Source organism: Halorussus vallis (genome assembly GCF_024138165.1).
In the GTDB taxonomy this organism is placed as follows: domain Archaea; phylum Halobacteriota; class Halobacteria; order Halobacteriales; family Haladaptataceae; genus Halorussus; species Halorussus vallis.
This window is the reverse complement of the sequence record NZ_CP100000.1, coordinates 825,799-847,816: the sequence shown is the minus strand read 5'-3', so window position 1 is coordinate 847,816 and position 22,018 is coordinate 825,799. Positions and strand designations below refer to the sequence as shown.

At 67.2% G+C, this 22,018-nt stretch carries 17 protein-coding genes and 1 pseudogene; 10 read left to right on the top strand and 8 right to left on the bottom strand.

What is annotated here, in order from left to right:
• Positions 1 to 29 precede the first annotated feature (29 nt).
• From NGM07_RS04400 to NGM07_RS04390, 3 genes and pseudogenes are all read left to right on the top strand, one after another.
• Complete coding sequence (locus NGM07_RS04400; RefSeq protein WP_253517642.1) at positions 30 to 2,327, top strand: hybrid sensor histidine kinase/response regulator; 2,298 nt, start codon at positions 30 to 32, stop codon at positions 2,325 to 2,327.
• Between the two features lie 143 nt (positions 2,328 to 2,470).
• A pseudogene (locus NGM07_RS04395) lies at positions 2,471 to 2,911 on the top strand (ATPase domain-containing protein); the annotation flags it as partial.
• Complete coding sequence (locus NGM07_RS04390) at positions 2,895 to 3,389, top strand: response regulator (RefSeq protein WP_253517639.1); 495 nt, start codon at positions 2,895 to 2,897, stop codon at positions 3,387 to 3,389. The pseudogene NGM07_RS04395 and the gene NGM07_RS04390, both read left to right, overlap by 17 nt.
• Before the next feature lie 139 nt (positions 3,390 to 3,528).
• Here the strand turns inward: NGM07_RS04390 and NGM07_RS04385 are convergent, their stop codons facing one another.
• Together NGM07_RS04385 and glmS are read right to left on the bottom strand one after the other, a co-directional pair.
• On the bottom strand, positions 3,529 to 4,476 hold the full coding sequence (locus tag NGM07_RS04385) for a polysaccharide deacetylase family protein (RefSeq protein ID WP_253517638.1): 948 nt from the start codon (positions 4,474 to 4,476) through the stop codon (positions 3,529 to 3,531).
• 78 nt (positions 4,477 to 4,554) lie between these two features.
• Positions 4,555 to 6,378 carry a glutamine--fructose-6-phosphate transaminase (isomerizing) gene (glmS, locus tag NGM07_RS04380; protein WP_253517636.1) on the bottom strand — a complete coding sequence of 608 codons (1,824 nt, stop codon included), beginning with the start codon at positions 6,376 to 6,378 and terminating at the stop codon, positions 4,555 to 4,557.
• Positions 6,379 to 6,765: 387 nt separating this feature from the next.
• Here glmS and glmU point away from each other — a divergent pair, with 387 nt between their 5' ends.
• Positions 6,766 to 7,962, top strand: a complete 1,197-nt coding sequence (glmU, locus tag NGM07_RS04375) for a bifunctional sugar-1-phosphate nucleotidylyltransferase/acetyltransferase (RefSeq protein ID WP_253517634.1) — start codon at positions 6,766 to 6,768, stop codon at positions 7,960 to 7,962.
• Between the two features lie 335 nt (positions 7,963 to 8,297).
• Here glmU and NGM07_RS04370 read toward each other — a convergent pair whose 3' ends face one another.
• A complete protein-coding gene (locus NGM07_RS04370; RefSeq protein ID WP_253517632.1) occupies positions 8,298 to 8,711 on the bottom strand; it encodes a chemotaxis protein CheW in 414 nt (137 codons plus the stop codon).
• A gap of 221 nt (positions 8,712 to 8,932) precedes the next feature.
• On the opposite strand from NGM07_RS04370, the gene NGM07_RS04365 reads away from it, so the two are divergent.
• The 6 genes from NGM07_RS04365 to NGM07_RS04340 all read left to right on the top strand — a co-directional run bounded on the left by NGM07_RS04365 (position 8,933) and on the right by NGM07_RS04340 (position 14,766).
• Complete coding sequence (locus NGM07_RS04365) at positions 8,933 to 9,274, top strand: ArsR/SmtB family transcription factor (RefSeq protein ID WP_253517630.1); 342 nt, start codon at positions 8,933 to 8,935, stop codon at positions 9,272 to 9,274.
• An 81-nt stretch (positions 9,275 to 9,355) separates the two neighbouring features.
• The gene (locus NGM07_RS04360) at positions 9,356 to 9,631 is read left to right on the top strand and encodes a DUF7521 family protein (RefSeq protein ID WP_253517628.1); all 276 of its coding nucleotides are present in this window, start codon (positions 9,356 to 9,358) and stop codon (positions 9,629 to 9,631) included.
• Between the two features lie 188 nt (positions 9,632 to 9,819).
• Entirely contained in the window at positions 9,820 to 10,494 is a 675-nt protein-coding gene (locus tag NGM07_RS04355) for a flagellin (protein WP_253517626.1), read from the top strand.
• A 75-nt stretch (positions 10,495 to 10,569) separates the two neighbouring features.
• Positions 10,570 to 11,790: a HEAT repeat domain-containing protein gene (locus tag NGM07_RS04350; RefSeq protein ID WP_253517624.1), complete on the top strand. Its 1,221-nt coding sequence runs from the start codon at positions 10,570 to 10,572 to the stop codon at positions 11,788 to 11,790.
• Positions 11,791 to 12,030: 240 nt separating this feature from the next.
• Positions 12,031 to 13,788 carry a methyl-accepting chemotaxis protein gene (locus NGM07_RS04345; RefSeq protein WP_253517623.1) on the top strand — a complete coding sequence of 586 codons (1,758 nt, stop codon included), beginning with the start codon at positions 12,031 to 12,033 and terminating at the stop codon, positions 13,786 to 13,788.
• Positions 13,789 to 13,899: 111 nt separating this feature from the next.
• The gene (locus NGM07_RS04340) at positions 13,900 to 14,766 is read left to right on the top strand and encodes a CheF family chemotaxis protein (protein ID WP_253517621.1); all 867 of its coding nucleotides are present in this window, start codon (positions 13,900 to 13,902) and stop codon (positions 14,764 to 14,766) included.
• Positions 14,767 to 14,899: 133 nt separating this feature from the next.
• Here NGM07_RS04340 and NGM07_RS04335 read toward each other — a convergent pair whose 3' ends face one another.
• The 5 genes from NGM07_RS04335 to NGM07_RS04315 form a co-directional block, all read right to left on the bottom strand.
• Positions 14,900 to 15,343: a hypothetical protein gene (locus NGM07_RS04335; RefSeq protein ID WP_253517619.1), complete on the bottom strand. Its 444-nt coding sequence runs from the start codon at positions 15,341 to 15,343 to the stop codon at positions 14,900 to 14,902.
• A 72-nt stretch (positions 15,344 to 15,415) separates the two neighbouring features.
• Positions 15,416 to 16,387, bottom strand: coding sequence for an NAD-dependent epimerase/dehydratase family protein (locus tag NGM07_RS04330; RefSeq protein WP_253517617.1), 972 nt, complete (start codon positions 16,385 to 16,387; stop codon positions 15,416 to 15,418).
• An 18-nt stretch (positions 16,388 to 16,405) separates the two neighbouring features.
• Positions 16,406 to 17,989, bottom strand: coding sequence for an alkaline phosphatase family protein (locus NGM07_RS04325; RefSeq protein ID WP_253517616.1), 1,584 nt, complete (start codon positions 17,987 to 17,989; stop codon positions 16,406 to 16,408).
• A gap of 570 nt (positions 17,990 to 18,559) precedes the next feature.
• Complete coding sequence (locus tag NGM07_RS04320; RefSeq protein ID WP_253517613.1) at positions 18,560 to 20,023, bottom strand: oligosaccharide flippase family protein; 1,464 nt, start codon at positions 20,021 to 20,023, stop codon at positions 18,560 to 18,562.
• Between the two features lie 66 nt (positions 20,024 to 20,089).
• Entirely contained in the window at positions 20,090 to 21,886 is a 1,797-nt protein-coding gene (locus tag NGM07_RS04315; RefSeq protein WP_253517611.1) for a putative glycosyltransferase family protein, read from the bottom strand.
• Positions 21,887 to 22,018: the final 132 nt, after the last annotated feature.

Genomic DNA, 22,018 nt, shown 5'->3' with positions numbered 1-22,018 from the left:
TTATATAATAATTGGTAACGTCTCGCGTAATGGGGAACCGCATCCGCGCTCTGCTGGTCGACGACGACGAGTCGGTCGCAGAACTCACGGCGACGTACCTCCGTCGAGTCGCCGACGACATCGAACCCGTCTACGAGACCGTTCCTTCGAACGCACTCGACCGGGTGACCGGCGACGAGCGAATCGACTGCGTGGTGAGCGACTACGACATGCCCCGGACGAACGGTCTCGAGTTTCTCGACGCGGTGCGGGACGTCGAACCCGACCTCCCGTTCGTGCTGTTCACGGGCAAGGGCAGCGAGGAGATCGCCAGCGAAGCCATCTCGGCGGGCGTCACCGACTACCTCCAGAAAGGGACGGGCACCGACCAGTACGAGGTGCTCGCCAACCGCGTCGAGAACGCGGTCGCCCAACACCGCGCCGAGCGGGAGGCCGCCGAGGCCAACGAACAGGTCCGTCGAATCTTCGAGCGCATCACCGACGCCTTCTACGCGCTCGACGAGGACTGGGAGATAACGTACGTCAACCGCCAGGCCGCGGCGTTCACCGACTACGACAGGCGCGAACTCGTCGGCCGGGACATCCGGTCGGTGTTCGGCGACCGGAAGGCCGAGACGTTCTACGAGTCGTTCGAGCGCGCCTTCGACAGCCAGCGGCCGGTGACCGTCGAGTGCGAGTCGGTGTTACAGGACGACACCTGGCTGGAGGTCCGGGTGTACCCCTCCGAGGACGGCCTGTCGGTGTACTTCCGGGACGTGAGCGAGCGCAAGCGAGCGCAGATGGAACTGCGCGAGACGAAACGGAAGATCCAGGCGCTCCACGAGGTCGCCACCCGCGCGGTCGCCTGCGCGACCGCCCAGGACGTCTACGACCTCGCGGTGGAGGCGGCCGAAGAGATACTCGCGTTCGACCTCTGTGCGGTCGACGAGGTGGTGGACGGCGAACTCGTCCCGCAGGCCGTCTCGAAGGGCGTGCCGACCGACGGCTACTACGCCACCACGAGCGTCGACGCCGAGCGCAACCTCGCGGCGCGGGCGTACCGCACCGGCGAGAGCGTCGTCGTCCGTGACGTGCGCGCCACCGACCTGGTGCCCGCCGAAACCGGCTACCGCTCGGCGCTGACGGTTCCGTTCGGCGCGTCCGGCGTGTTCCAGGCGGTGTCGGACGAACCGGACGCGTTCGACGCCGACGACCGGGAACTGGCCGAGTTGCTCACCACCCACCTCGCCGAGGCGCTGAGCCGCGTCGAGTCGGAGCGCGAGTTGCGCGCCGAGCGCGACCGGTTCGCCGCGCTGTTCGAGAACCTCCCGAACGCGGCAGTCCGGTACGACCTCCGGGGCGACGACCCCATCGGGGCGTCGGTCAACCCCGCGTTCGAGGAGGTGTTCGGCTGGAGCGCGGACGAGATCGTCGGCGAGTCGGTCGACGACTTCATCCTGCCCGACGACCGCCGCGACGTGGGCCGGTCGATCAACCGCCGGGTGACGGTGGGCGAACGAATCGAAGGCGTCGAGGTCCACCGAACCACCCGCGACGGCGGTCGGGACTTCCTGTTACACACCGCGCCGGTCCAGGAGGGCGACACCGAGGCGTTCGCCGTCTACGTCGACATCACCGAGCAGAAGGAACGCGAGCGGACGCTGGCACGCCAGAACGAACGCCTGGAGGAGTTCGCCAGCGTGGTTTCCCACGATCTGCGCAACCCGCTGAACGTCGCCCAGGGTCGCTTCGAGATGCTCGCCGAGGGGACGGAGAGCCCGCACGTCGCGCCGCTACGCCGGGCGCTCGACCGGATGGACGCGCTGGTCGAGAACCTCCTCGAACTCGCCCGGTACGGGTCGGTCGTCGAGGACCCCGACGCGGTCGACCTCCGTGCGGTCGCCGAGGAGGCGTGGTCGACCGTCGACACGGGGTCGGCGACGCTGGACTGCCGGACCGACTTCGCGGTCGAGGCCGACGAACCACGCCTGCGCCAGTTGCTGGAGAACCTGTTTCGGAACGCGGTCCAACACGGCGGTCCCGACGCGACGGTCGAGGTGGGCCCGCTCGGCGACTCGGCCGGCGGCGACTCGGTCGAGTCGCCGCCGGCCGGCTTCTACGTCGAAGACGACGGGCCGGGCGTCCGCGAAGACGACCGCGGGCGCATCTTCGACCACGGCTTCACGACCGCCGAGGAGGGGACGGGGTTCGGCCTCGCCATCGTCGCCGACGTCGCCGACACCCACGGGTGGAACGTGCGCCTCGGGCGGTCGACCGCCCGGACGTCCGGCGCCGACGGAACCGGCGCTCGCTTCGAGTTCTCCGGCGTCACCGTCCGAGAGCGCTGACCGGCCGGAAATCGCGAGGCAGGCCCAGACCGTTCGAACGGTCTGGGCCTACCTCGCGCGACCCTCCCGTCGCGCGACGAAATAGTTGCGCGGCGGGACCGCACCGCCGCACGGTGGAGCTCGTACGGTGGCGGTCGCCTCCCGCTCGAATCGTGATGATAGACGGCATCGACGGCTACCGGCTCTCGCTGCGCAACCACGAGCGCGGCGAGGTGGTGCGCAAACTCCACCGACTCTGTCGCTACCTGAAGAACGTGGGCGTGACCGTCATCCTGGTCGACGAAACCGCGAGCGTGACCGGCGAGTTCGAGGCGACCGAAACCGGCGTGAGCTACCTGGCCGACAACATCCTTTTCCTGCGCCACCTCGAAGTCGACGGTGAGATGCGCAAGGCCGTCGGTGTCCTCAAAAAGCGGACCAGCGACTTCGAGCGGACGCTCCGGGAGTTCCAGATCACGACCAACGGCGTCCGGGTCGGCGAACCGCTGACCGGGCTTCGGGGGTTGTTGACCGGGACGCCCGAACTCTCGGCGGGCGCGGAGGAACCGCGCGGAACGGAGGTATCGAATGACGAAAGGCGGTGAGCCCGCGACCGAGCGCGAGGAGGACGGGAACGACGGCGACGAGGCCGCGGTCGTCCTCGCGCTCGGCCGGCGGCGGCGCAACCTCCAACTGCTGTCGGACCTGCTGGCCGACGAGTACCGGGTCGAAATCGTCCGGGGGATGGCGGAGTTCGACCGGTTGGTGGAGCGCCGCGACGACGTCTCGCTCGCCATCCTCGACGTCGACGGCTTCACCGAGGACGTCTGGCGACGGTGCGAACAGCTCTACGACCGCGACGTCCCGATGCTGGTGCTGGCGGCGTCCATCCCGCCCGCGATGCGCGAGGTGGCGATGAGCAACGGCGTCCACACCCTGCTGGAGAAACCGGTCGAGAAAGCCGACCTCAGGGCGTCGGTTCGCGGACTGGTGAAGTACATCGACGGGTCGCCGACCGACCTCGAAGCGTTCTCGGAGGCCCGGACCTCCGAGTCCGAGGACCCCTCCACCGACGCCGACTGAGCGCACGACGAGAACGAGTTGCTGGAGCGCTCCGTAAGAACGAACTTCGCGGTCGCGGGCCGAGCGAGCGGTGCTCGCTCGGCCCGCCTTCGGCCGTTCGATTATCGGTTTCGACCTCGATTCTGTCCTCCGGCCCGGTTCAACGCGGTCCGATGGGCTCCTGCGGGCGCGGTTCGTCGTCGCGCAAGTCGGCGGCGACCTCACCCATCGTCTTCACTGCGAGGCCGCGCCGGTCGCGCACGCGCGCGACGTGTTCGACGATGGCTCGCATCCGGGCGAAGTCCCGCTCGTCCTTGAGGTTGTTCGGGTGGAGCCACATGTGGAAGACGCCGTCCTCCTCCGCGGCGCGGTCGATGCCTCGCTTCGCCATCGAGACGATGGGGTCGTCGGTCACGCGCTCGACCATCGTGCGCGCCCGCCCCTCGAAGCAGAAGAGGAACAGCGACGCCGGCACGTTGACGAGGCCGAACTCGTCGACGGTCGGCGTGACCAGCGTCGGCGAAACCAGTCCGGTCGGCCAGCCCAACAGCTTCGACGCCGACCCCAGCAGGCCCCGGTCGTACCAGCGCCGGGGCTGGGTTCCCCGGTAGCACTTCACGCCGTAGGCCGCCAGCACGTCGCGGTGGCCGACGTAGTTCCGCGGGAACACCACCGAATCGACCGAGAGGCCGCGGTCCTCCGCGACCTCGACGCACTTTCGCATCTCCGCCGAGGCGATCTCGCGGCTGGTGTGGGCGAACTCGACGTGGGAGTAGGTGTGACAGCCGAGTTCGTGGTCGACGTCCGCGTCCTCGACGGCGTCGACCAGCGACGCGCCGTACCACGGTTCGTCGCGCGACTCCCGGGTCCCCGGGTCGTGTTCGAACCAGCCGTCCGGCGTGGGGTGGTCCGCGTGTTTGCCGTCGCACGCTTCTTGCATGAGGTGGCCGACGACCGCCCACGTCGCCGGAACCTCGAACTCGTCGAACAGTTCCAGCAGGTAGCCCCACGAGTCGCGGGCCGCCGAGACGCGCTCTTCCCGCCGGTCTTCGAGGTCGTGGAACCCCCAGGCGAGTTCCGCATCGAGTGAGAGTACGACAGAACCCATCGTATCGTATCTACGCGCGGGTCGGCGAGTAAATCGCGCCGACCGTTCAGGTGCGTTCTGCACGGTAATCGGCTGTTTCTACTCGACCGTCACGCTCTTCGCGAGGTTTCTGGGCTTGTCGATGGCGCGGTCGAGGAGGTCGGCGGCGTGGTACGACAGCAACTGCAACTGGACGTTCGCGAGCACGCCCGCCACGTCCGGGTGGGTCTCCGGAATCGTGAGCACCTCGTCGGCGTACTGCTCGACGTCCTCGCTGGCCTCGCTGGCGACGGCCACCACCGGCGCGCCCCGAGCCTCGGCCTCCTTGACGTTGCCCAGGGTCTTCTCGTCGTTCCGCCCGGTGAACACCGCGAACACGGGGGTGTCGGGCGTGACGAGCGCGAGCGGTCCGTGTTTGAGTTCGCCCGCGGCGAAGCCCTCGGCGTGCTCGTAGGAGATCTCCTTGAACTTGAGCGCGCCCTCCAGCGCGACCGGGTGGACGGTCCCCCGGCCGATGAAGAAGTAGGCGTCGCTGTCGGCGTACCGCTTGGCGACCCGTCGCGCGCTGGTGTAGTCGAGTATCTGCTGGACGTGGCCGGGCAGGTCCGACAGCGCCGCGAGCCGTTCGCGGGCGTCGTCGGCCCGCGTCCCGGTCACGTCCCGGGTGATTCGCTCGGACAACAGCGACAGCGAGACGACCTGCGAGGAGTAGGTCTTGGTCGCGGCCACGCCGATTTCCGGGCCGGCACGGATGAACATCGCGTCGCCGCACTCGCGGGCCGCGGTCGACCCGACCACGTTGGTCACCGCGAGCGTCCGCGCCCCGCGGCGCTGGGCCTGCCGGAGCGCCGCGAGGGTGTCGGCGGTTTCGCCGCTCTGGGTGACGCCGATCACGAGGGTGTCGTCGTCGACCGGGGGCTGGCTGGTGGCGTACTCGCTGGCGAGGAACGCCTGGGCGGGGACGCCGCCTTCGGAGAGGAAGCCGGCGCCGACCAGTCCGGCGTGGTAGCTGGTGCCGCAGGCGACGAACTGGACGCGCCCGACGTCCTCGAAGGTGCCCGCGGAGAAGTCGTCGAGTTGGATATCGCCGGTGGTCGCGTCGGCCCGACCCCGGAGCGTCTGGCGGAGCGCGGTCGGCTGCTCGTGGATCTCCTTGAGCATGTAGTGCTCGTAGCCGCCCTTACCGGCGTCTTCGGGGTCCCAGTCGACGGTCTGGACCGAGCGCTCCACCGACGCGCCGTCGAGGGTGGTGATAGCGTAGTCGTCGGGTTCGACGACCACCACGTCGCCGTCGTCGAGGTAGATGACGTCGTCGGTGAAATCGAGGAACGCGGGAACGTCGCTGGCGAGGAAGTACTCGCCCTCGCTGACGCCCAGGACGAGCGGCGACCCGCGCCGGGTCGCGTACACCGCGTGGTCGCGCTTACTGATCATGGCGACCGCGTAACTACCCGAGAGCTTGCCGATGGTCTCCCGAAACGCCTCCTCGGGGCTCGCGCCGGCCGCGAGTTTCTCCTCGACGAGGTGCGGGATGACCTCGGTGTCGGTTTCGCTCTCGAACTCGTGGCCGCGGGCCGCCAGTTCGGCCTTCAGTTCGTCGAAGTTCTCGATGATGCCGTTGTGGACGACCGCGACCTCGCCCGTGCAGTCGGTGTGCGGGTGGGCGTTGGCGTCGCTCGGCGGGCCGTGGGTACTCCAGCGCGTGTGGCCGATGCCGAGTCCGCCGGCGGGGACCTCGTCGGAGAGCACCTCCTTCAGTCGGGAGATCTTGCCCTCGCGCTTGAAGACCTCGGGGCCGCCGCCGTTCTTGATAGCCAGGCCGGCGGAGTCGTACCCGCGGTACTCGAGGTTCTCCAGACCGGTCAGCAGTTCGTCCACCGCGCTATCGTCCTCGTCGCCGATTCGAGCGATGATGCCACACATTATTCATTCACCTCCTGATAGTTCGAGAGCGTCGTCTCGCGATGCGAATCTACCCGTACGCGGTTTCGTCCAGAGGCGTACTCTGGCGCGCAGTCGAATAACCGTCGCCTATTGATTCTGTCGTTCACGTGTATCACACCTTGGGACCGTCTCGGACGTCTCGACGGGGCGGGCTGGGACTGATATTCGACCTTTTTCCGGCGCTCCCCTTTGTTATACACTTGCTGTCCCGCCGGTAGGGTGGAATACTCGCCGCGTAGGTGGCACCTAGAACGAGGTCGCAAGACGGCGCCGGTTTGCGACGGCCGGGGCTACGATTCCGGTATCGCACACTTAGGACGGTACAAGGAGGGGGTAACAAAGTCCCGGCGTGCGGTTACACCGATAATGACAGCCGAGAGGACCCAGGCGGTCCTCCTCGCCGCCGGCGAGGGGACCCGCATTCGCCCGCTGTCGGCGTCGCTTCCGAAACCGATGCTCCCGGTCGCAGACCGGCCGTTGGCCGCCCACGCGGCCGACGCCGCGGCGGCGGCGGGCGCCGACGAACTGATACTGGTCGTCGGCTACGAGGCCGACGTCGTGCGCGAGTACTTCGGCGAGGAGTACGCGGGCGTGCCGGTGAAGTACGCGGTCCAGGAGCGGCAGGCGGGGACCGCCGACGCGGTGCGCGTCGCGCGCGAACATCTAGACGGGTCGTTCGTCGTGCTCAACGGCGACAACCTCTACGACGCCGCCGGCGTCGCCGAACTGTTCGACGCCGGACCGGCGGTCGGCGCCCACCGCGTCGCCGACCCGACGAGCTACGGCGTGCTCTCGACCGACGGCGACGCCGTCACCGACATCGTCGAGAAACCCGCCGACCCGCCGACCGACTTGGCCAACACCGGCGCGTACCACTTCCCGGCGGCGGCCCGCGAGTGGCTCGACGTTCCCGAGAGCGAGCGCGGCGAGCACGAGATCACCGACGTGCTCGCGCGCGTCGTCGACGAGTACGACGTCACCGCGGTCGAACTCGACCGGTGGCTCGACGTGGGGCGACCGTGGGAACTGCTGGAGGCCAACGAGTGGAAGTTGGGCGAACTCGACCGCGAGATTCGCGGCGAGGTCCACGAGGACGCCGACCTCCGAGGGTCGGTCGTGGTCGAAGAGGGCGCGACGGTCGACGCCGGCGTGGTCGTGGAGGGTCCCGCGCTGATTCGGTCGGGCGCGAGCGTCGGGCCGAACGCTTACATTCGCGGTGCTACCCTCGTCGACGAGGACGCGAAAGTCGGTCACAGTGTCGAGGTCAAGAACAGCGTCCTGATGGCCGGGGCCACCGCGGGCCACCTGAGCTACGTCGGTGACAGTGTGCTGGGCCGCGAGGTCAACTTCGGAGCGGGCACGAACGTCGCGAACCTCCGCCACGACGACGAGGCGGTGAAGTTCACGGTGAAAGGCGAGCGCGTCTCGACCGGCCGCCGGAAGTTCGGCGTGGTCGCGGGCGACGGCGCGAAGACCGGTATCAACACCAGTCTGAACGCCGGCGTCAAACTCTCGGCCGGCGCGCGCGTGCCGCCGGGCGAAACCGTGACGCGCGACCGGTAGGCTCCGGTCGGTGAGTGCTGTCCCGGGCCTTTGATCATCTTTTGACGTACTCGACGAAGACCGCCTCCGTCGTTCCCTTCGGATACTCGGTCGTCTATCGCGCAGCAGAGCGAGACGAATCACGCGCCGGCGCGTGCCACCTCGAACGTTCCAGCTGGAACGTTCGGTGGAACGATTCACGGAAGCGCTCGGTGATACAGGCGACGAGGTTGGGCTTCCGGGACAGTTGCAGTCGCGCTCACGCCGAGATTACTGCTGGCGGGAGCGTCCGAAACGGAGACACTCGTTAGAGAGACGTACAACCGAAAACCCGCCCGACACGCTCGCGGAACGATTCAGACGTTGATCTGTTCTGGCTTCACCCAGACGACGAACCCCTCGTCCTGCCGGAGGATGCCGCGCACCGACTCGCTCTCGACGGACTCGTCGACCGTCGCGTCCCCGATGCTCACGACCTGGTCGACCGCGTCGATGAGCCACCCCACGTTCCCCTCGTCGTCGTCGGTTTCCAGGACCACGACCCGCTCGCCCGGCCGCGTCTCCTCGATGTCGAGGACCTTCTTGGGGTTGATGATCGTCGTCGTCGTCCCGCGGAGGTCCATCACGCCCTCGACCCGAGGGTCGGAGTTCGGAAGCGGGGTCAGGTCGTCCTTGTCCACGATCTCGTCGACGTGCGCGATGTCGATGCAGTACTTCCGGTCCTCCAGTCGGAATTCCAGAACCTGCACGTCGCCAACGGTTTCTGACATGGTAGGTCGGTCCCGCGGGGGGTACTTTATACTGTCGCCTGTTATCCCGGAAACCCGACCGGCGAGCGCCGTTACACTACATTTCGTCGTCAAGCGGGCCGAAACGCGGCTTCTCGTAGCGTCCGCCGTCGCTGCCGACGTTCCGAAAGCTGTCAATTTCTGTTGGGTGACTGGTCCCCTACGGTACCTTTTTATCCCCCTGTTATCAAACCCGATAACTGATGGAGGCCGTGGAACTCCTCCGGGTGCTCGGCAACAAGTACAACGCCGAGATACTCCGGGCCGCGAGCGAACCGAAATCGGCCCAGGAGCTAAGCGACGAGCTCGAGATACCGATAGCGACGAGCTACCGGCGCATCGAGGAACTCACGGAGGCCGACCTGCTGGAGCTGTCCGGCCGGGAGTTCTCCGACGAGGGACGGCGAACCAAGGTGTACCGGCGGAGCGTCGACGCCCTCGAAATCGACTTCCAAGATCGCGCCATCGAGGTCGGCGTGAACGACCGGCCGGAGGTCGAGAACTCGCTCGCAGACGTCTGGCGCGACCTCAAAGCCGAACGATGACCGGACACCTCGAGGACAACGTTAAGACCCGAGCCCGTAATAGTCGAACGAACTCCAGAACGGTCTCCGAATGACGAACCCATGCGAACGATAGAACTGCTGTACGTCCTGTTCAGTTTCACCCTCGCGGCGGCCGGACTCTCGATGGTCGGGCTGGCCGTGCGAGCCTACAGTCGCACCTCCCGCGACGAGATGCTTCACCTCTCGATCGGCTTCACGCTCATCGTCGCGGCCGCCATCGCCACCACCGCCAGCGCCTTCCTGACCGGCTTCGGCGAAACGCGCACGCTCCTCTCGGTGAACTACCTCATCACGACCGTCGGCTACCTGTTCGTCATCTACAGTATCACCGAGTAGTCGAAACGATAGACGTTCTCGTCGACGGAGAAATCGACAGACTGAACGCCAACTGTCTCCGACTATTTATATCAACGAACGTAGTATCACGAGCGATAATTAGGGCCGTAGATTTAATACATAGCTTTGATTCGGTTCCGGTAACGTCCGACTCAACGATAGGTTGCCCGTCGGACAGGAGCGAAAACATGAAAGAGAAACTCAAAGAACGCTTGAACGACAGAGGTCAGGTAGGTATCGGTACGCTGATCGTGTTCATCGCGATGGTGCTGGTCGCGGCAATCGCCGCCGGCGTCCTCATCAACACGGCCGGCTTCCTTCAGACCAAGAGCGAGCAGACCGGTCAGGAGAGCAGTGCGCAAGTCAGTAACCGCGTGCAGGTCGTCTCCGGTTTCGGTAACGTCGCGAATGACGAGAGGGTTGACTACATTAACCTGACCGTGATGCGCGGGTCCGGTTCCGACGACATCAACCTCTCGACCGCCACCATCGAGTGGATCGGCCCGAATCGTGCGACCACGCTTACTCAGGTTCCGAACCACAGGGACGGAACTGCGGACTCCGATAACGGCAAGTTCACAAGCGATGCGGTGAAGAATCCGACTACGATGACCGATGCAGATGTTGGGAAGTACGACTACTTCAACGTCTCGTCCATCAAGGACCCGTCTGATTCCGTTCCGGTGCTCGACGAGCAGGACGACCGGTTCAAGATTTCGTTGAACACGACTGCGATCACTGACAGCCGTCTCGGCGAGGGTGAGGAAGTCGAACTCAAGTTGACCACCCAGTACGGTGCGGTCACCATCTACCGCGTGAACGTCCCGCAGTCGCTCTCTCAGGAGAGCGCCGTCACGGTCTAACGCGATAGATTCCGACTGACCTTCCCTTCATCGGGACCACAACGCTTTTTCTGAGGCCGCTTCGATTGGGTAGCAGTGACATCGCTGTTCGAACTCGAAAAGACGGGCGACGCCGACGAGTTGACGTCGCTGCTCAAGAATAGCAGCAACGAGGCGGTTCGACGGCGCGCCGCCGAGATTCTCGGCGACGTCGACGCGCCCGACGAACTCGTTCTGGACCCGCTGGTCGCGGCCGCCCGCGAGGACGACAGCGACGGGGTGCGCGCCGCGGCGATAGACGCGCTCGATCAGCGCCACGCCGTCGAGAAACTCATCGGCGCGATTTCGGGCGAGGAGGTTCCCACGGAGGGAGCGGAGTGGGCGCGGGCCGAAGCGTTGGTCGAGTCGCTGACCGCCGACCGACCGGAGCTCCGGATGGCGTCGGCGAACGCGCTCGGCCGCATCGGGAGCAAGAATGGGACGAAGGCGCTGGTCGAACGACTGGGCGACCCGGACCCTCGGGTCCGTGCGCGGGCGGCGCGCGCCCTCGGACGCATCGGCGATCCGCGAGCCGTCTCGGGACTTCGGGGGGCACTGAACGACGACAGCGCCGACGTTCGTCGGGAAGCGGCAGACTCGCTCGGGCGTATCGGCGGCGGCGAGGCGCTGTCGGCGCTCCTGGGACTACTGGACGACGACAGCGAGACGGTGCGGCGCATCGCCGCCAACTCGCTAGGTAACTTCGGGAGCGTCAAACCGTTGGACGCGCTGATATCGCTACTGTCGGACCCGAACGAGGCGGTCCGTCGGGCGGCGGTGTTCTCACTCATCGAACTGCTCTCGAACGCCCCGGCCGAGGCGAGCCACAAGCTCCGAGAGACGATGGTCGAGAAGCTCAGCCACACCGACCACCGGAGCGTGGTCGACTCACTGGTGGACATCCTCGAACAGGGCAGTCAACCTCACCAGCGACGCAACGCGACGTGGCTACTCGGACGGGTCGCCGGCGCGCGCAACCGCGAGGCCGCGGTCGGTGCCCTCGCGGAGGTGCTGGACGACGACGACGCGATGACCGCCCAGTTCGCCGCGACGAGCATCACCGAAGTCGGCGGGGAGGTGGCCGAGGACGCCATGCTCGATCTGCTCGACGACCCCGAGGTGAGCGCCGACGCACGGGCGAAGGCGGCGTTCGCCCTCGGAAAGGTGGGCGGGGAGCGCGCCCGCGATCGCCTCAGTACGCTCATCGATCGGACCGACGACGAGCAGGTGCGAAAGCGGGCGTTTTCGGCGCTCTCGAAGCTCGGTGGACGCGACTGACCGGAGTTATCGCGCGTGAAATTCGCGTAAAGTTTTATATCGGGTTAGTGTTTCTTTCCGGCAGAGATGGTCAGGGACAGGCTACTGAAAGTTCTATCCGGATTACGAACCGGTGACGGTCACGCCGAACGCCAGCGGAGCGTGACGTTCGACGGCGGTATGCAGACAGAGACGGTATCCGTCTCGTCGAGCGGAACCGTCACCCTTTCGATGTTATCCGAAACGTATCGAGGAGTCGACGTGAGCGAAGACCTCCAGCAGGCGCAGGCGGTCCACCTCGGCCACGCGGTCAACGACCCGGATGAGGCGGTCACCGACGCCCCGGAACTCGGGAAGCGACACGCCACCGCGGGCGTCTCCCCGGCGACGTTCGCCGCCACCTACGGCGCGGGGGTCCAGACGCTCGTCGCCGAGACGTTCGAACAGCTCGAAGCCCGACTCGGGTCGGGTAACGATGCGGTCGCGTCGGAGCTCCAGCGCGCCGAACGCGAGCTACAGTCGTCGGTGTCGGCGACGTTCACCGACATGGAGGCGGGTCTCGACGTGTACGGCGTCGGCGGCGACGACGAGGGCGAACTCAACGTCGACGACGACGAGTTGCTCGACGGCGTGGGCGTCCCGGTGTTCATGCTCGACACCCAGCGAGAGGAGGTCGCGGCGTGGAACGCCGCGCTCGAAGAGCTGACCGGCGTCCCCGCCGAGGATGCGCTGGGCACGACCCACGTCAGCGAGGCGTTCTACCCCGACGGTCGTCGGGTGCAGACGCTCGCCGACAAGGTGGCGGAGGCGCCCGAAACCGCAGACCGCGAGTTCGGCGTCGAACGCGCCGACGCCGACCGAACGCTGTACGTCGACAGCAGTACGATGGTCGACGCCAACGGCAAGGAGCGAGAAATCGACTTCTCGGCGATGCCGGTGTACGACGGCGGCGAGTTGGTCGCCGTCGTCGAAACCATCCGCGACCGCACCGAAGACGTGCGCCGGCAGGAGGGCGTCACCGCGCTCGTCGAGGAACTCATCGATACGCTGACCGCGATGGAGACGGGCAACCTCTCCGCACGGGCGACGTACGACGACGAGTACGGCGTCGTCGACGACTCGCTGGTCGAAGTCGTCGACCAGGTGAACGCCATGGGCGAGCGGTTCGAGCGGTTGACCGAGCGCGTCGCCGACCAGACCGACAACCTCGAAGGCTCGGTGGAGAACGCCGCCGAATCGGCCCGCGTCATCGAACGCCGCGTGGACGAACAGACCGATCAGCTGTCGGAGGTCGCCACGCAGATGGAGAACTTCTCGGCGAGCATGCAGGAGGTCGCCGCCAGTTCCGACCAGGTGGCCTCCGCGGCCGAGCAGGCCAAGGCGTCGGCCGACAGCGGTCTCGAATCCAGCACCGGCGCCCGCGAGGCGACCGACGAGGTCATCGAGATGAGCGAGGACCTGGTGGGAACCGTGACCGAACTCGAGTCCCAGATGAACGAGATCGAGGACGTGGTCGAGGTCATCGCGGAGGTCGCCGACCAGACGAATCTGCTCGCGCTCAACGCCAACATCGAGGCCGCCCGCGCGGGCGAGGCCGGCAGCGGCTTCGAGGTCGTCGCCGACGAGGTCAAGCAGTTGGCGAACGAGACTCGCGAGCACACCGAGGAGATCGCGACCCGCATCGAGGACATCCAGTCGCAGGCCAACGAGACGGTCGTCGCGGTCGAGGAGTCCAACGAGCAGGTCAAGACCGCCGGCGACGAGATCGAGGACGCGCTGGTGGCGCTCGAAGAGATCGCCGACGCGGTCGAGGAGGCCGCGACCGGCGTGACAGAGGTCGCGCAGGCCAACGACGAACAGGCCGCGAACGTCGAGCAGGTCACGGCGACCGTCGAGGACGTCCGCGACCGGACCCGCGAGGTCGAAGAGGCGACGACCGACATCGTGGACGCGGCCCGCCAGCAGACCGAGGCCATCGACGAACTGTCGTCCCGCGTGGACGACATGCGCAACGCCTGACCACCTACCGTCTCCAATCTCTGCCATGTCCCTCCCCGCTACGACCGTTTCGAACAGACTACCATCCGACCGTCGCCGTCGCCCGAACGGGACCGGCGACGAACACTACGCATGAGCGAAGGCGAGTACAAGATAACTGACACGCAGGGAAAGTTCCTGCAGGTCGTCAAGAAGGGCCGGAAGCTGAACGACCCCGACTGGACCAGCGGCCGCATTCTACTGTCGAACAAGCGACTCGTGCTCGCGGGCAACGAGGGCAAGCGGTCGATTCCGCTCTCGGACGTCAACGGCATCAAGGGTCGGTACGACGTCAACCAGGCGGTCACCAGCGTCTCCGACTACCTGAGCATCGAGTTCGGCCGCAACGTCGTCCTGCTGTCGACGAGCGTCGACATCGACGAGTTCGAAACCGACGTCTACGGCGCGCTCCTCAACCAGCAGATGATCCTCACCAAGCACCCGGCGGTCGAAGGGGGCGTGGTGCAGAACACCGACTGGGAGAAGGCGCGCATCAAGATCTCGGAGGGGATGGTGAACGTCGCCATCGCCAGCGGCACGTTCGTCGGCATCGAACTCGACGACATCGGCGGGGTCGACCGGGGGACCCGGACGGTCAAGGGCGAGCAGCGGACCGTCCTGGAGGTCGAACACACCCAGGGCGACACGAGCGTCCAGACGTACATCTCGGGTCAGACCCGGCGGTGTTCGTTGCTGGAGACGCTGCTCCGGAAGGGCGAGCGAAAGAGCAAGGGCGGCGTCGAACTGAGCGAGGTCGAGAAGGAGGTGCTGATGGCGCTGTACTCGGGGGTTTCGTCGTTCGAGATTCCCGACTTCCTCGGCATGGACGTCGACGAAGTCGAGAGCATCTTCGAGCGACTCATCGAGGTCGACGTCCTCGAAGAGGTGCGAAAGCGCCGCGAAGTGAGTCTGAAGACTCGCGGGCGCAACATCGCCAGCGAGTCCATCAACGAGAAGTGACCTGCGCCGGGGAACGTGAGGGCGCTTCTTGCGCATCCTCCGTCGGAACGGAGGAAACGCGGACTCGGCGTTTTCGAAAGTAGAGGGAACCCCCGAGTAACCGACTTCGGCGTCGGTTTTCGGAGTTCCGTTTTCAACAGATAGAGTATATAACGTCGAGTCCGTCCGACCCGACCGAACAGATTACGTCCCCCAAGCAGTCGTGCACCTCGACCGTCACCCCTCTCGTCCGGTCGCCCGACGCGAATTCGATTCGGACGGTCCGATTTCCCTCCGGAAAACTCCCTTCGGTGATTCCGGCGACCGTCCGTTCGGTGTCCCCCGGCGGGACGCGGTGGGTCTTCCGGTAGAGCAGGTCGTCGTCGCGGGAGACTCGAACGGTGACCGAAACCGAGTCGTCGCCGGGATTGGAAACCGATATTCCGTGAGGGAACGGACCGATCCCCGAGCGGACGAGGTCCGAGGCGACCGGTGCGACCGTCGTCGGCGTCGGTCTGTCGCCGCCGGTCGCGGCGCATCCGGCGAGAGCGACTCCAAACGCTCCGGCGGTGGCTCGAAGGAGGGCGCGGCGGTTCATACCGCCTCGTCTTTCGGCAACGAGAAAAGCTATTCGATGGCTGAAACGATTCTCGTGGCTTCCTCGCCCCGATTACCGCAGACCCTTCTCCTCGGCCAGCGCCCGCAGTCCCGCCTCCAGCGACACCGTCGGTTCGTAGCCGAGCGCATCTTCGGCCTTCGAGATGTCGGCCTCGCTGTGGTCGATGTCGCCCGGACGGGGGTCGACGTGGGTTATCTCAGCGTCCGAGTTCGTCACCTCGACCACCGTCTCGGCGAGTTCCTCGACGGTGACGCTGTGCCCGGTGCCGACGTTGAACGGTTCGCCCACGCGGTCGGTGGTCGCCGCGAGCAGGTTCGCTCGGACGACGTCGCTGACGTGGACGAAGTCGCGGGTCTGTTGGCCGTCGCCCTCGATGGTGAGCGGGCCGCCCTCGGCGGCCTGCCGGAAGAAGACGTTCACGACCGCGCTGTACTCGGGGTTCTGGCCCGGACCGTAGACGTTGAAGTACCGAAGCGGAACGGTTTCCAGTCCGTAGAGGTCGTGGTACCGCCGGGCGTAGTGGTCGAGCGCGAGTTTGTCGATGCCGTACGGCGAGGTCGGTTCCTTCGCGTCGCCCTCGGCGACGGGAACCGACTCGGGGTGGCCGTAGACGGCCGCCGAGGACGCCAGCACGACGCGGGCGTCCTCGGCGCGAGCGCGTTCGAGCACCTCCAGCGTCGCCGTGGCGTTGGTGGTGTGGCTCTTTCGGGGGTCGTTCACCGACTCCTCGACGCTGACAAGCGCGGCCTCGTGGAAGACGAGGTCCGCACCGTCCATCGCGTCGGCGACCGTCTCGGGGTTCCGGACGTCGCCCTCGACGAGTTCGGCGTCGTCGGGGACGTTCTCCGCCGCCCCGCCCGAGCAGTCGTCGAGCACCCGGACCTCGTTATCGCCGACCAGCGCCCGGGCGATGTGGCTGCCGACGAACCCCGCACCGCCCGTGACGAGGACCGACTGGTTCGAGACGTCGTGGTCGATGGCCTCGACGGCGGGCGGGTCGCGCTGGCGAAGGTCGTCTTCCATGGTAGCCATCTCGGGGGGTCACTCCATATAGCCCAGGCCTTGGAGGCGCGACTCGACGTCGTCGAAGTCGGCTTCCACCGCGTCCTCCGGGCCGGCGGTGTCGTACGCCCGGCGCGAAACCGCCCGGCGGGCGGCCTTCGAGTCGTCGTCGAACACCTCCGAGAGTACCCGGCCGTCGGCGTGGTCCGGAACCGCCTCCCCGAGACTGTGGAGGAGGGTCGGGGCGACGTCGGCGACGGTGGCGTCTTCGGGGGTCGTCTCCGCGCCCACGTTCGGCCCCCACGCGAAGAAGACGCCCTCGCTACGGTGGGTCGCGTCCATCTCGCTGTCGCGGAACACGCGGTCGGTGAGCGAGTTGCCGACGAGGTAGCCGTCGACCGCCCGGACCACGAGGTCGGGCGACTCGGGGTCGGTCACGAAGAGTTCGTCGCCGTCGTAGACGTTCAGGATGGTTTCGCCGGTCTGGGGGTCCTGGAGCGCTTCGAGGCGCTCGCGCACCCGGGCCTTGACCTCGGGGACGTCCTCCGGTTCGACGATTCCGCTGTCGAAGCGCTCGGTGTCGTTGATGTAGAGGTCGCCGGAGCCGTGGGTGAACGCGACGGTTTCCTCGAAGTCGACGTCGAAGAGTTCGTGGGTGCCGGGCACCGAGGAGGCCAGTGACTCGACGATGGAGTCGGGCAGGTGGTCGTACAGCGCCTTCTCGTTGATGCCCATCGCGTTGATGGCGCCGCGGACCTTGTCCTTGGTCAGGCCGAGTTTTTCGAGGGCTCCGCGCGAGGAGCCGCCCTTCCGCGAGAGGAAGCCCTCGCGTTCGAGGAAGGTGTTGGTGTGGACGTAGGTTTCGACCGGGCCGAAGCCGTGGTCCGAGACGACGAAGAGGTTGGCGTCCCGCTCCTCGACGTAGTCGAGGACCTCCCCGAGGATGTCGTCGAGTTCGCGGTAGTGGCCCAGCAGCACGTCGTCGTCCCAGATGAGGTGTTGGAGGCGGTCCGGGGCGGTGAACACGAAGAAGAAGAGCCGCCAGTCGTCGGTTTCCATCAACTGTCGGAGCAGTTTGCGCCGGGCGGTGAGCAGGTCGGCGAGGTCGGCGAGGAACTCGTCCTGTCGGCCGTGGTACTCGTCCCACGACAGGCCGACGTCGTAATTGGGAATCTTCTCCTCGATCTCCTCGCGGAGTTCCGGCGGGTGGGTGAACCCCTCGCCGATCTCGGGGGTCATCATCCCCGTCACCATCTTGCCGTCTATCTCGTCGGCGGGGTAGGTCATCGGGACGTTGCCGACGACGGCGGGCGAGAGCACGTCCCAGAGTTCGGGCTGTTTGAGGTCGTTGCTGGTGTTCATCCGGTTGGTGTAGTCCGACTGCACGTCCCGGAAGGAGTAGACGCCGTGCTTGTCGGCCCAGGTGCCGGTGGCGATGGTCGGCCACGCCAGCGCGGTGGTCGGCGGCATCGTGCTCTCCAGCGGCCCGGCCGCGCCCTCTTCGACGAGGCGGGAGAAGTTCGGTAGCTTTCCGTCTTCCACCCACTCCTCGATGAGATACCACGGTACCCCGTCGAGTCCGAGAACGAACGCCCGGTCTGCGTCGGTTGTTTCCGTCGTCATGATGTATCATACGGACGGCGGTGCCGTCCGTCGTTGTTCGACGTGAGGGCGGTGTCGTCCTTTGTTATGGCCCGTCTTCGGGGGCGTAGGCCGCGCCTTCCGCCGAAATCGTGCGCCAAAAGCTGTCACGGTGTCGGGTCGGGACCGGCGCGGCCGCGCCGGTCCCGACCCTCGGTCCGCTCTCGGCCGGTCGCTAGGCACCGCTTTCGGTGTGCCGTGCCGCATGTACGTTGTACACGCGGCGCGGTCGCCGCGTCTCGGCCGGCCGAGAACTCGACGCCGAACCGCGACGGTCGGCCGAGGGCGCTCGTCAGGACGAGCGCCCTCGGCCGACTCAACGCGAGGTCGCGGTCCTCGCGCTCGCTGAATATCGGTCGTCTCTCTCACCGGCGTGTCCGGGGACTGCGTTGTCGGCGTCGCAGTCGCTCGTCACCGTCGTCGTCGATTGTCGGCGCGCTGGTCGCGGAGTCGACCGTCGAAGCGACGGGCCGAGTACAGTGGCTACGAAGCGAGTTGCGAGAAGAGGTGTCGGTGTCGACGTCGCGGACGCCGACGCCGAGGGTCGTCCGGTCAGAGGATCGCCGACACGCGGTCGGGGTCGAGCAGGCCGCCGAACACCGACAGGGCGGCCCAGACCGCGATGCCGAGCGGTATCGCCAGCACGACCGCGACCGGACTCGGTGCGGTGGTGAGCGCGGCCCACACCGCCACCGACATCGCCGCGGTGACCGCGACGACGGCGCCGAGGTGGCGGGTGATGCGGTCGACCGAGAGGTCGAGTTCGCTGTGGATGACCCAGAGGTTCACCGCGACGTAGGCGCCGAAGGTGACCACCGTGGCGGCGGCCGCCCCGACCACGCCGTACTCCGGAATCAGCACGAGGTTCAGCAGGAAGTTGGCTATCGACGTCGCGCCCTTCGCGTAGGCGCGCTCGGTCGCCCGGCCGAGGAAGTCGAGCGCGTCGCTGGTGATGTACGCGATGGCCTGGAGGACGACGAAGCCCGCGAACACCTGGAGGACGGGCGCGGCCGGCACCCACTGCTCGCCGAAGATGAGCCTGAGCGCGGGCTTGGCGGTCAGCACCATGCCCGCGCCCGCCGGCACGTACAGCAACAGGACGTGCCGGAGCGTCGTCTCGTAGAGGCGGGCCGCCCGCTCGGTGTCGCCGCCGGCCTTCTCCTCGCCGTAGGTCGGCGAGATGGTGAACCCGAGCGAGGCCGCGGGCGTCTGGATGAACCCGACGACCTGCTTGGCGAGGTAGTAGTAGCCGACCGCGACCGGGTTCATGAAGTAGCCGACCAGGATGGTGTCGACCCGCTTGTCGAGGACGTTCGCACCCCGGGTCGCGGTCAGCGGCACGCTGTAGCGCAACACGCGGCGGGCCAGTCCCGCCTCGGCCCGGTCGGCGCGTTCGGTTCCGCGGTAGCACTTGACGTAGAGCAGACCGAGGCCGGCGGCCGCGCCGACGCCGTAGCCGACCACGTAGCCGGTCATCGCCCCCACCGCGCCGCCGAGGAGGAAGACTCCTGCGACCGCCAGCAGGAGGCGGCCGACGGTGCCGACCGCCCGGATGGCCGCGCTGTAGTCGACCCGGTTGTACCCCTGGAACAGGACCATCGAGAAGGTGAACAGCGAGTGGACCGCGACGTAGCCCGCACCGATTCGGAGCAGCGGCGCGATCGCGGGCTGGCCGACGAGTTCGGCGATCGCATCGCCGAACGCCAGGAACGCCCCGCCGACGAGCACCACCGCGACGACGCGGAACGCCACCGCGGCCCGCAGGACGTGGGGCACCTGTCCGGGGTCCTTCTCGCGGTACTCGGTGACGTAGCGGGCCGCCGCCTTCCCGATGCCGAGGTCGCCGAACAGCTGGGCGACCCCGAGCACCGCGACGGCCGACCCGAGCAGGCCGTACTCGGACTGGCTGATCAGGAACCTGGTCAGTACCAGCGTCAGCAGGCCGCTGGCGACCATGTGGAGCGTCCGCGCCCCGACCGTCGCCTTGAGTCCGCGCGAGATTCGTTTTACGTCCACGTTTCGTCCTCCGTGTGTCGATTTTCGTCCATTTTTCGTCGGTCTACGGTCGTCACGTCGTCGGTGTTACGCCGTTCGGTTGATTCGGTACAGCTGGAAACCCCGGTTGGCCTGCACCCGGTTGACCCCCGGCGTCGCGTCGAGCGATCGGAAGCCGTACTTCGGGAACCGCAGGCCCTCGTACACCTGGATTTCGTGCTGGCGGGTCGCGTCGGTGTACGCGAGGTACCGCCCGTCGAGGTAGCTGGCGACCCGGCTCCCGGTGAAGTTCTGCCCGGTCACGTTCGCGCTGGTGCTGTAGAGGCTCGGCGCGCTGGGCTTGCCGGCACGACTCTGCTGGTAGCCCATGATGCCGTCGGCGAACCGCTCTCCCGGCGCTCGGATACCCGGAAGCCGCTTCTGGTCCGTGTGTTCAAACGCCGTCGAGTAGCCGTCCATCTGCGCGGCCGTGACGTGGCCGGTCCCCTGGTACATATACGGTGACTGGTAGATGGTCGGCGCCGACAGCGCCAGCATGGCGACGACGAAGACGCCGAGGACGGTCCGGGCGGTGCCCGAGGAGGTCCGCTTCGAGAGTCCGCCGACGAACCGCGAGAGCGCCATCGCCCCCAGGATGGTCACCAGCACCATCACGAAGCCGAGTTGGCGGAAGTGGAGTTGGGCGTAGCTCACCGCGAGGTACGCCGCGAACAGGCCGAGGAGCGGGACGAGCGCCAGCCCGTAGTACCGCGAGAACGCGCTCGTGTCGGGGTCGCCGACCCGCCCCAGGCCGCTTTCGAGCACGAGCAGCGCCGCCAGCCCGCAGAAGATGGCGCTGACGAGGAACAGTTTGGCGAACAGCATCCAGAAGCTCCCGCCGATGGCGCCCAGCGACACCGCCCGCGCCTGGATGCCGCTCCCGACGTTCGCGCCGTGGAGTAGCATGTTGACCAGCGCGGTCGACGCGCCGGAGGCCCGCTCGTGGCGTGGCGCCCAGAACGCGAACACGCCGACGAGGAACAGCGTCTGGAGCAGCAGCGACCGGTGGTCGCGCTCGGCGGTGCCGACCCACCGCGCCACGAACTGCAGAACCACCAGCGCCCCGAAGACCAGGACGACGTTGGCGGCCTGCTGGGGGTGGACCAGTACGATGGCGACCGACGTCAGCGCCAGCAGCACGCCCTCGGCGGTACCGAACGGGAGCGTGTCCCGGCCGGCGTCGGTCGCGTAGCGCGCGACCAGGTAGAGTATCAGCGGGAGGAACAGGATGGCCTGGGAGGTCGGGTGGGCCATCTCGAAGACGCTGATGTTGTTGACGGGCAGGAACATGAACGCCGCGAGCGCGGCGATCGTCGTCGCGCGCTTGTCGCGGGTCACCGCCCAGGTCGCCAGCGGGACGAACAGCAGGAACACCGCGGTGAACGCCATCACCATCACCAGCATCGCCCGCCGGATGGGCATCCCCGTCAGGTCGGCCAGGAACACCGCGACCGTGTGGGTCCCCGGGTAGAGGAACCCGAGGACTGACAGCCGTCCGGCCGCGATGTCCTTCGCCCAGCCGAGGTGGGTCAGCGAGTCGCCCGCGCCGAAGAAGTAGTACGAGCGGATGACCGGTAACGACGCCACCGCGAGCATCGTCGTCCCCCCGAGCAACAGCGCCAGCTTTCGGGGGAGTTCGGTGCCGGCCAGCGAGACGGCGATGGTCACCAACAGCGCGACCGCCGCTCCGACCCAGAACGCCACCGGCGTCGCGCCGTAGATGGACAGTTCGTAGGCCTCCGGCGGCGACCCGTGGGCCAGCAGCACCGCCGCTGCGAGCGAGACGAAACCGACCAGAAGCGCGCCTTTCTCCCAGCGTCGGGAGGAGCGTGATTCCGAAACCATAGGGTGCGTTGTTCGCCAGGTAACCCGCTTTTGGCCTTTGTTATACGCGGCCTGTCGGCGACTAGGCGGGCCAAAACGGTCGAGAAGCCGACATCGAACCGTGTGCGATTTCGCGCGACGGCGACTCGCCGT

Bases quoted from the DNA above. Each gene is read 5' to 3' on its own strand.
- NGM07_RS04400 (WP_253517642.1), top strand. From the start codon at position 30: ATGGGGAACCGCATCCGCGCTCTGCTGGTCGACGACGACGAGTCGGTC.
- NGM07_RS04390 (WP_253517639.1), top strand. From the start codon at position 2,895: ATGACGAAAGGCGGTGAGCCCGCGACCGAGCGCGAGGAGGACGGGAAC.
- NGM07_RS04385 (WP_253517638.1), bottom strand. From the start codon at position 4,476: ATGGGTTCTGTCGTACTCTCACTCGATGCGGAACTCGCCTGGGGGTTC.
- glmS (WP_253517636.1), bottom strand. From the start codon at position 6,378: ATGTGTGGCATCATCGCTCGAATCGGCGACGAGGACGATAGCGCGGTG.
- glmU (WP_253517634.1), top strand. From the start codon at position 6,766: ATGACAGCCGAGAGGACCCAGGCGGTCCTCCTCGCCGCCGGCGAGGGG.
- NGM07_RS04370 (WP_253517632.1), bottom strand. From the start codon at position 8,711: ATGTCAGAAACCGTTGGCGACGTGCAGGTTCTGGAATTCCGACTGGAG.
- NGM07_RS04365 (WP_253517630.1), top strand. From the start codon at position 8,933: ATGGAGGCCGTGGAACTCCTCCGGGTGCTCGGCAACAAGTACAACGCC.
- NGM07_RS04360 (WP_253517628.1), top strand. From the start codon at position 9,356: ATGCGAACGATAGAACTGCTGTACGTCCTGTTCAGTTTCACCCTCGCG.
- NGM07_RS04355 (WP_253517626.1), top strand. From the start codon at position 9,820: ATGAAAGAGAAACTCAAAGAACGCTTGAACGACAGAGGTCAGGTAGGT.
- NGM07_RS04340 (WP_253517621.1), top strand. From the start codon at position 13,900: ATGAGCGAAGGCGAGTACAAGATAACTGACACGCAGGGAAAGTTCCTG.
- NGM07_RS04335 (WP_253517619.1), bottom strand. From the start codon at position 15,343: ATGAACCGCCGCGCCCTCCTTCGAGCCACCGCCGGAGCGTTTGGAGTC.
- NGM07_RS04330 (WP_253517617.1), bottom strand. From the start codon at position 16,387: ATGGAAGACGACCTTCGCCAGCGCGACCCGCCCGCCGTCGAGGCCATC.
- NGM07_RS04325 (WP_253517616.1), bottom strand. From the start codon at position 17,989: ATGACGACGGAAACAACCGACGCAGACCGGGCGTTCGTTCTCGGACTC.
- NGM07_RS04315 (WP_253517611.1), bottom strand. From the start codon at position 21,886: ATGGTTTCGGAATCACGCTCCTCCCGACGCTGGGAGAAAGGCGCGCTT.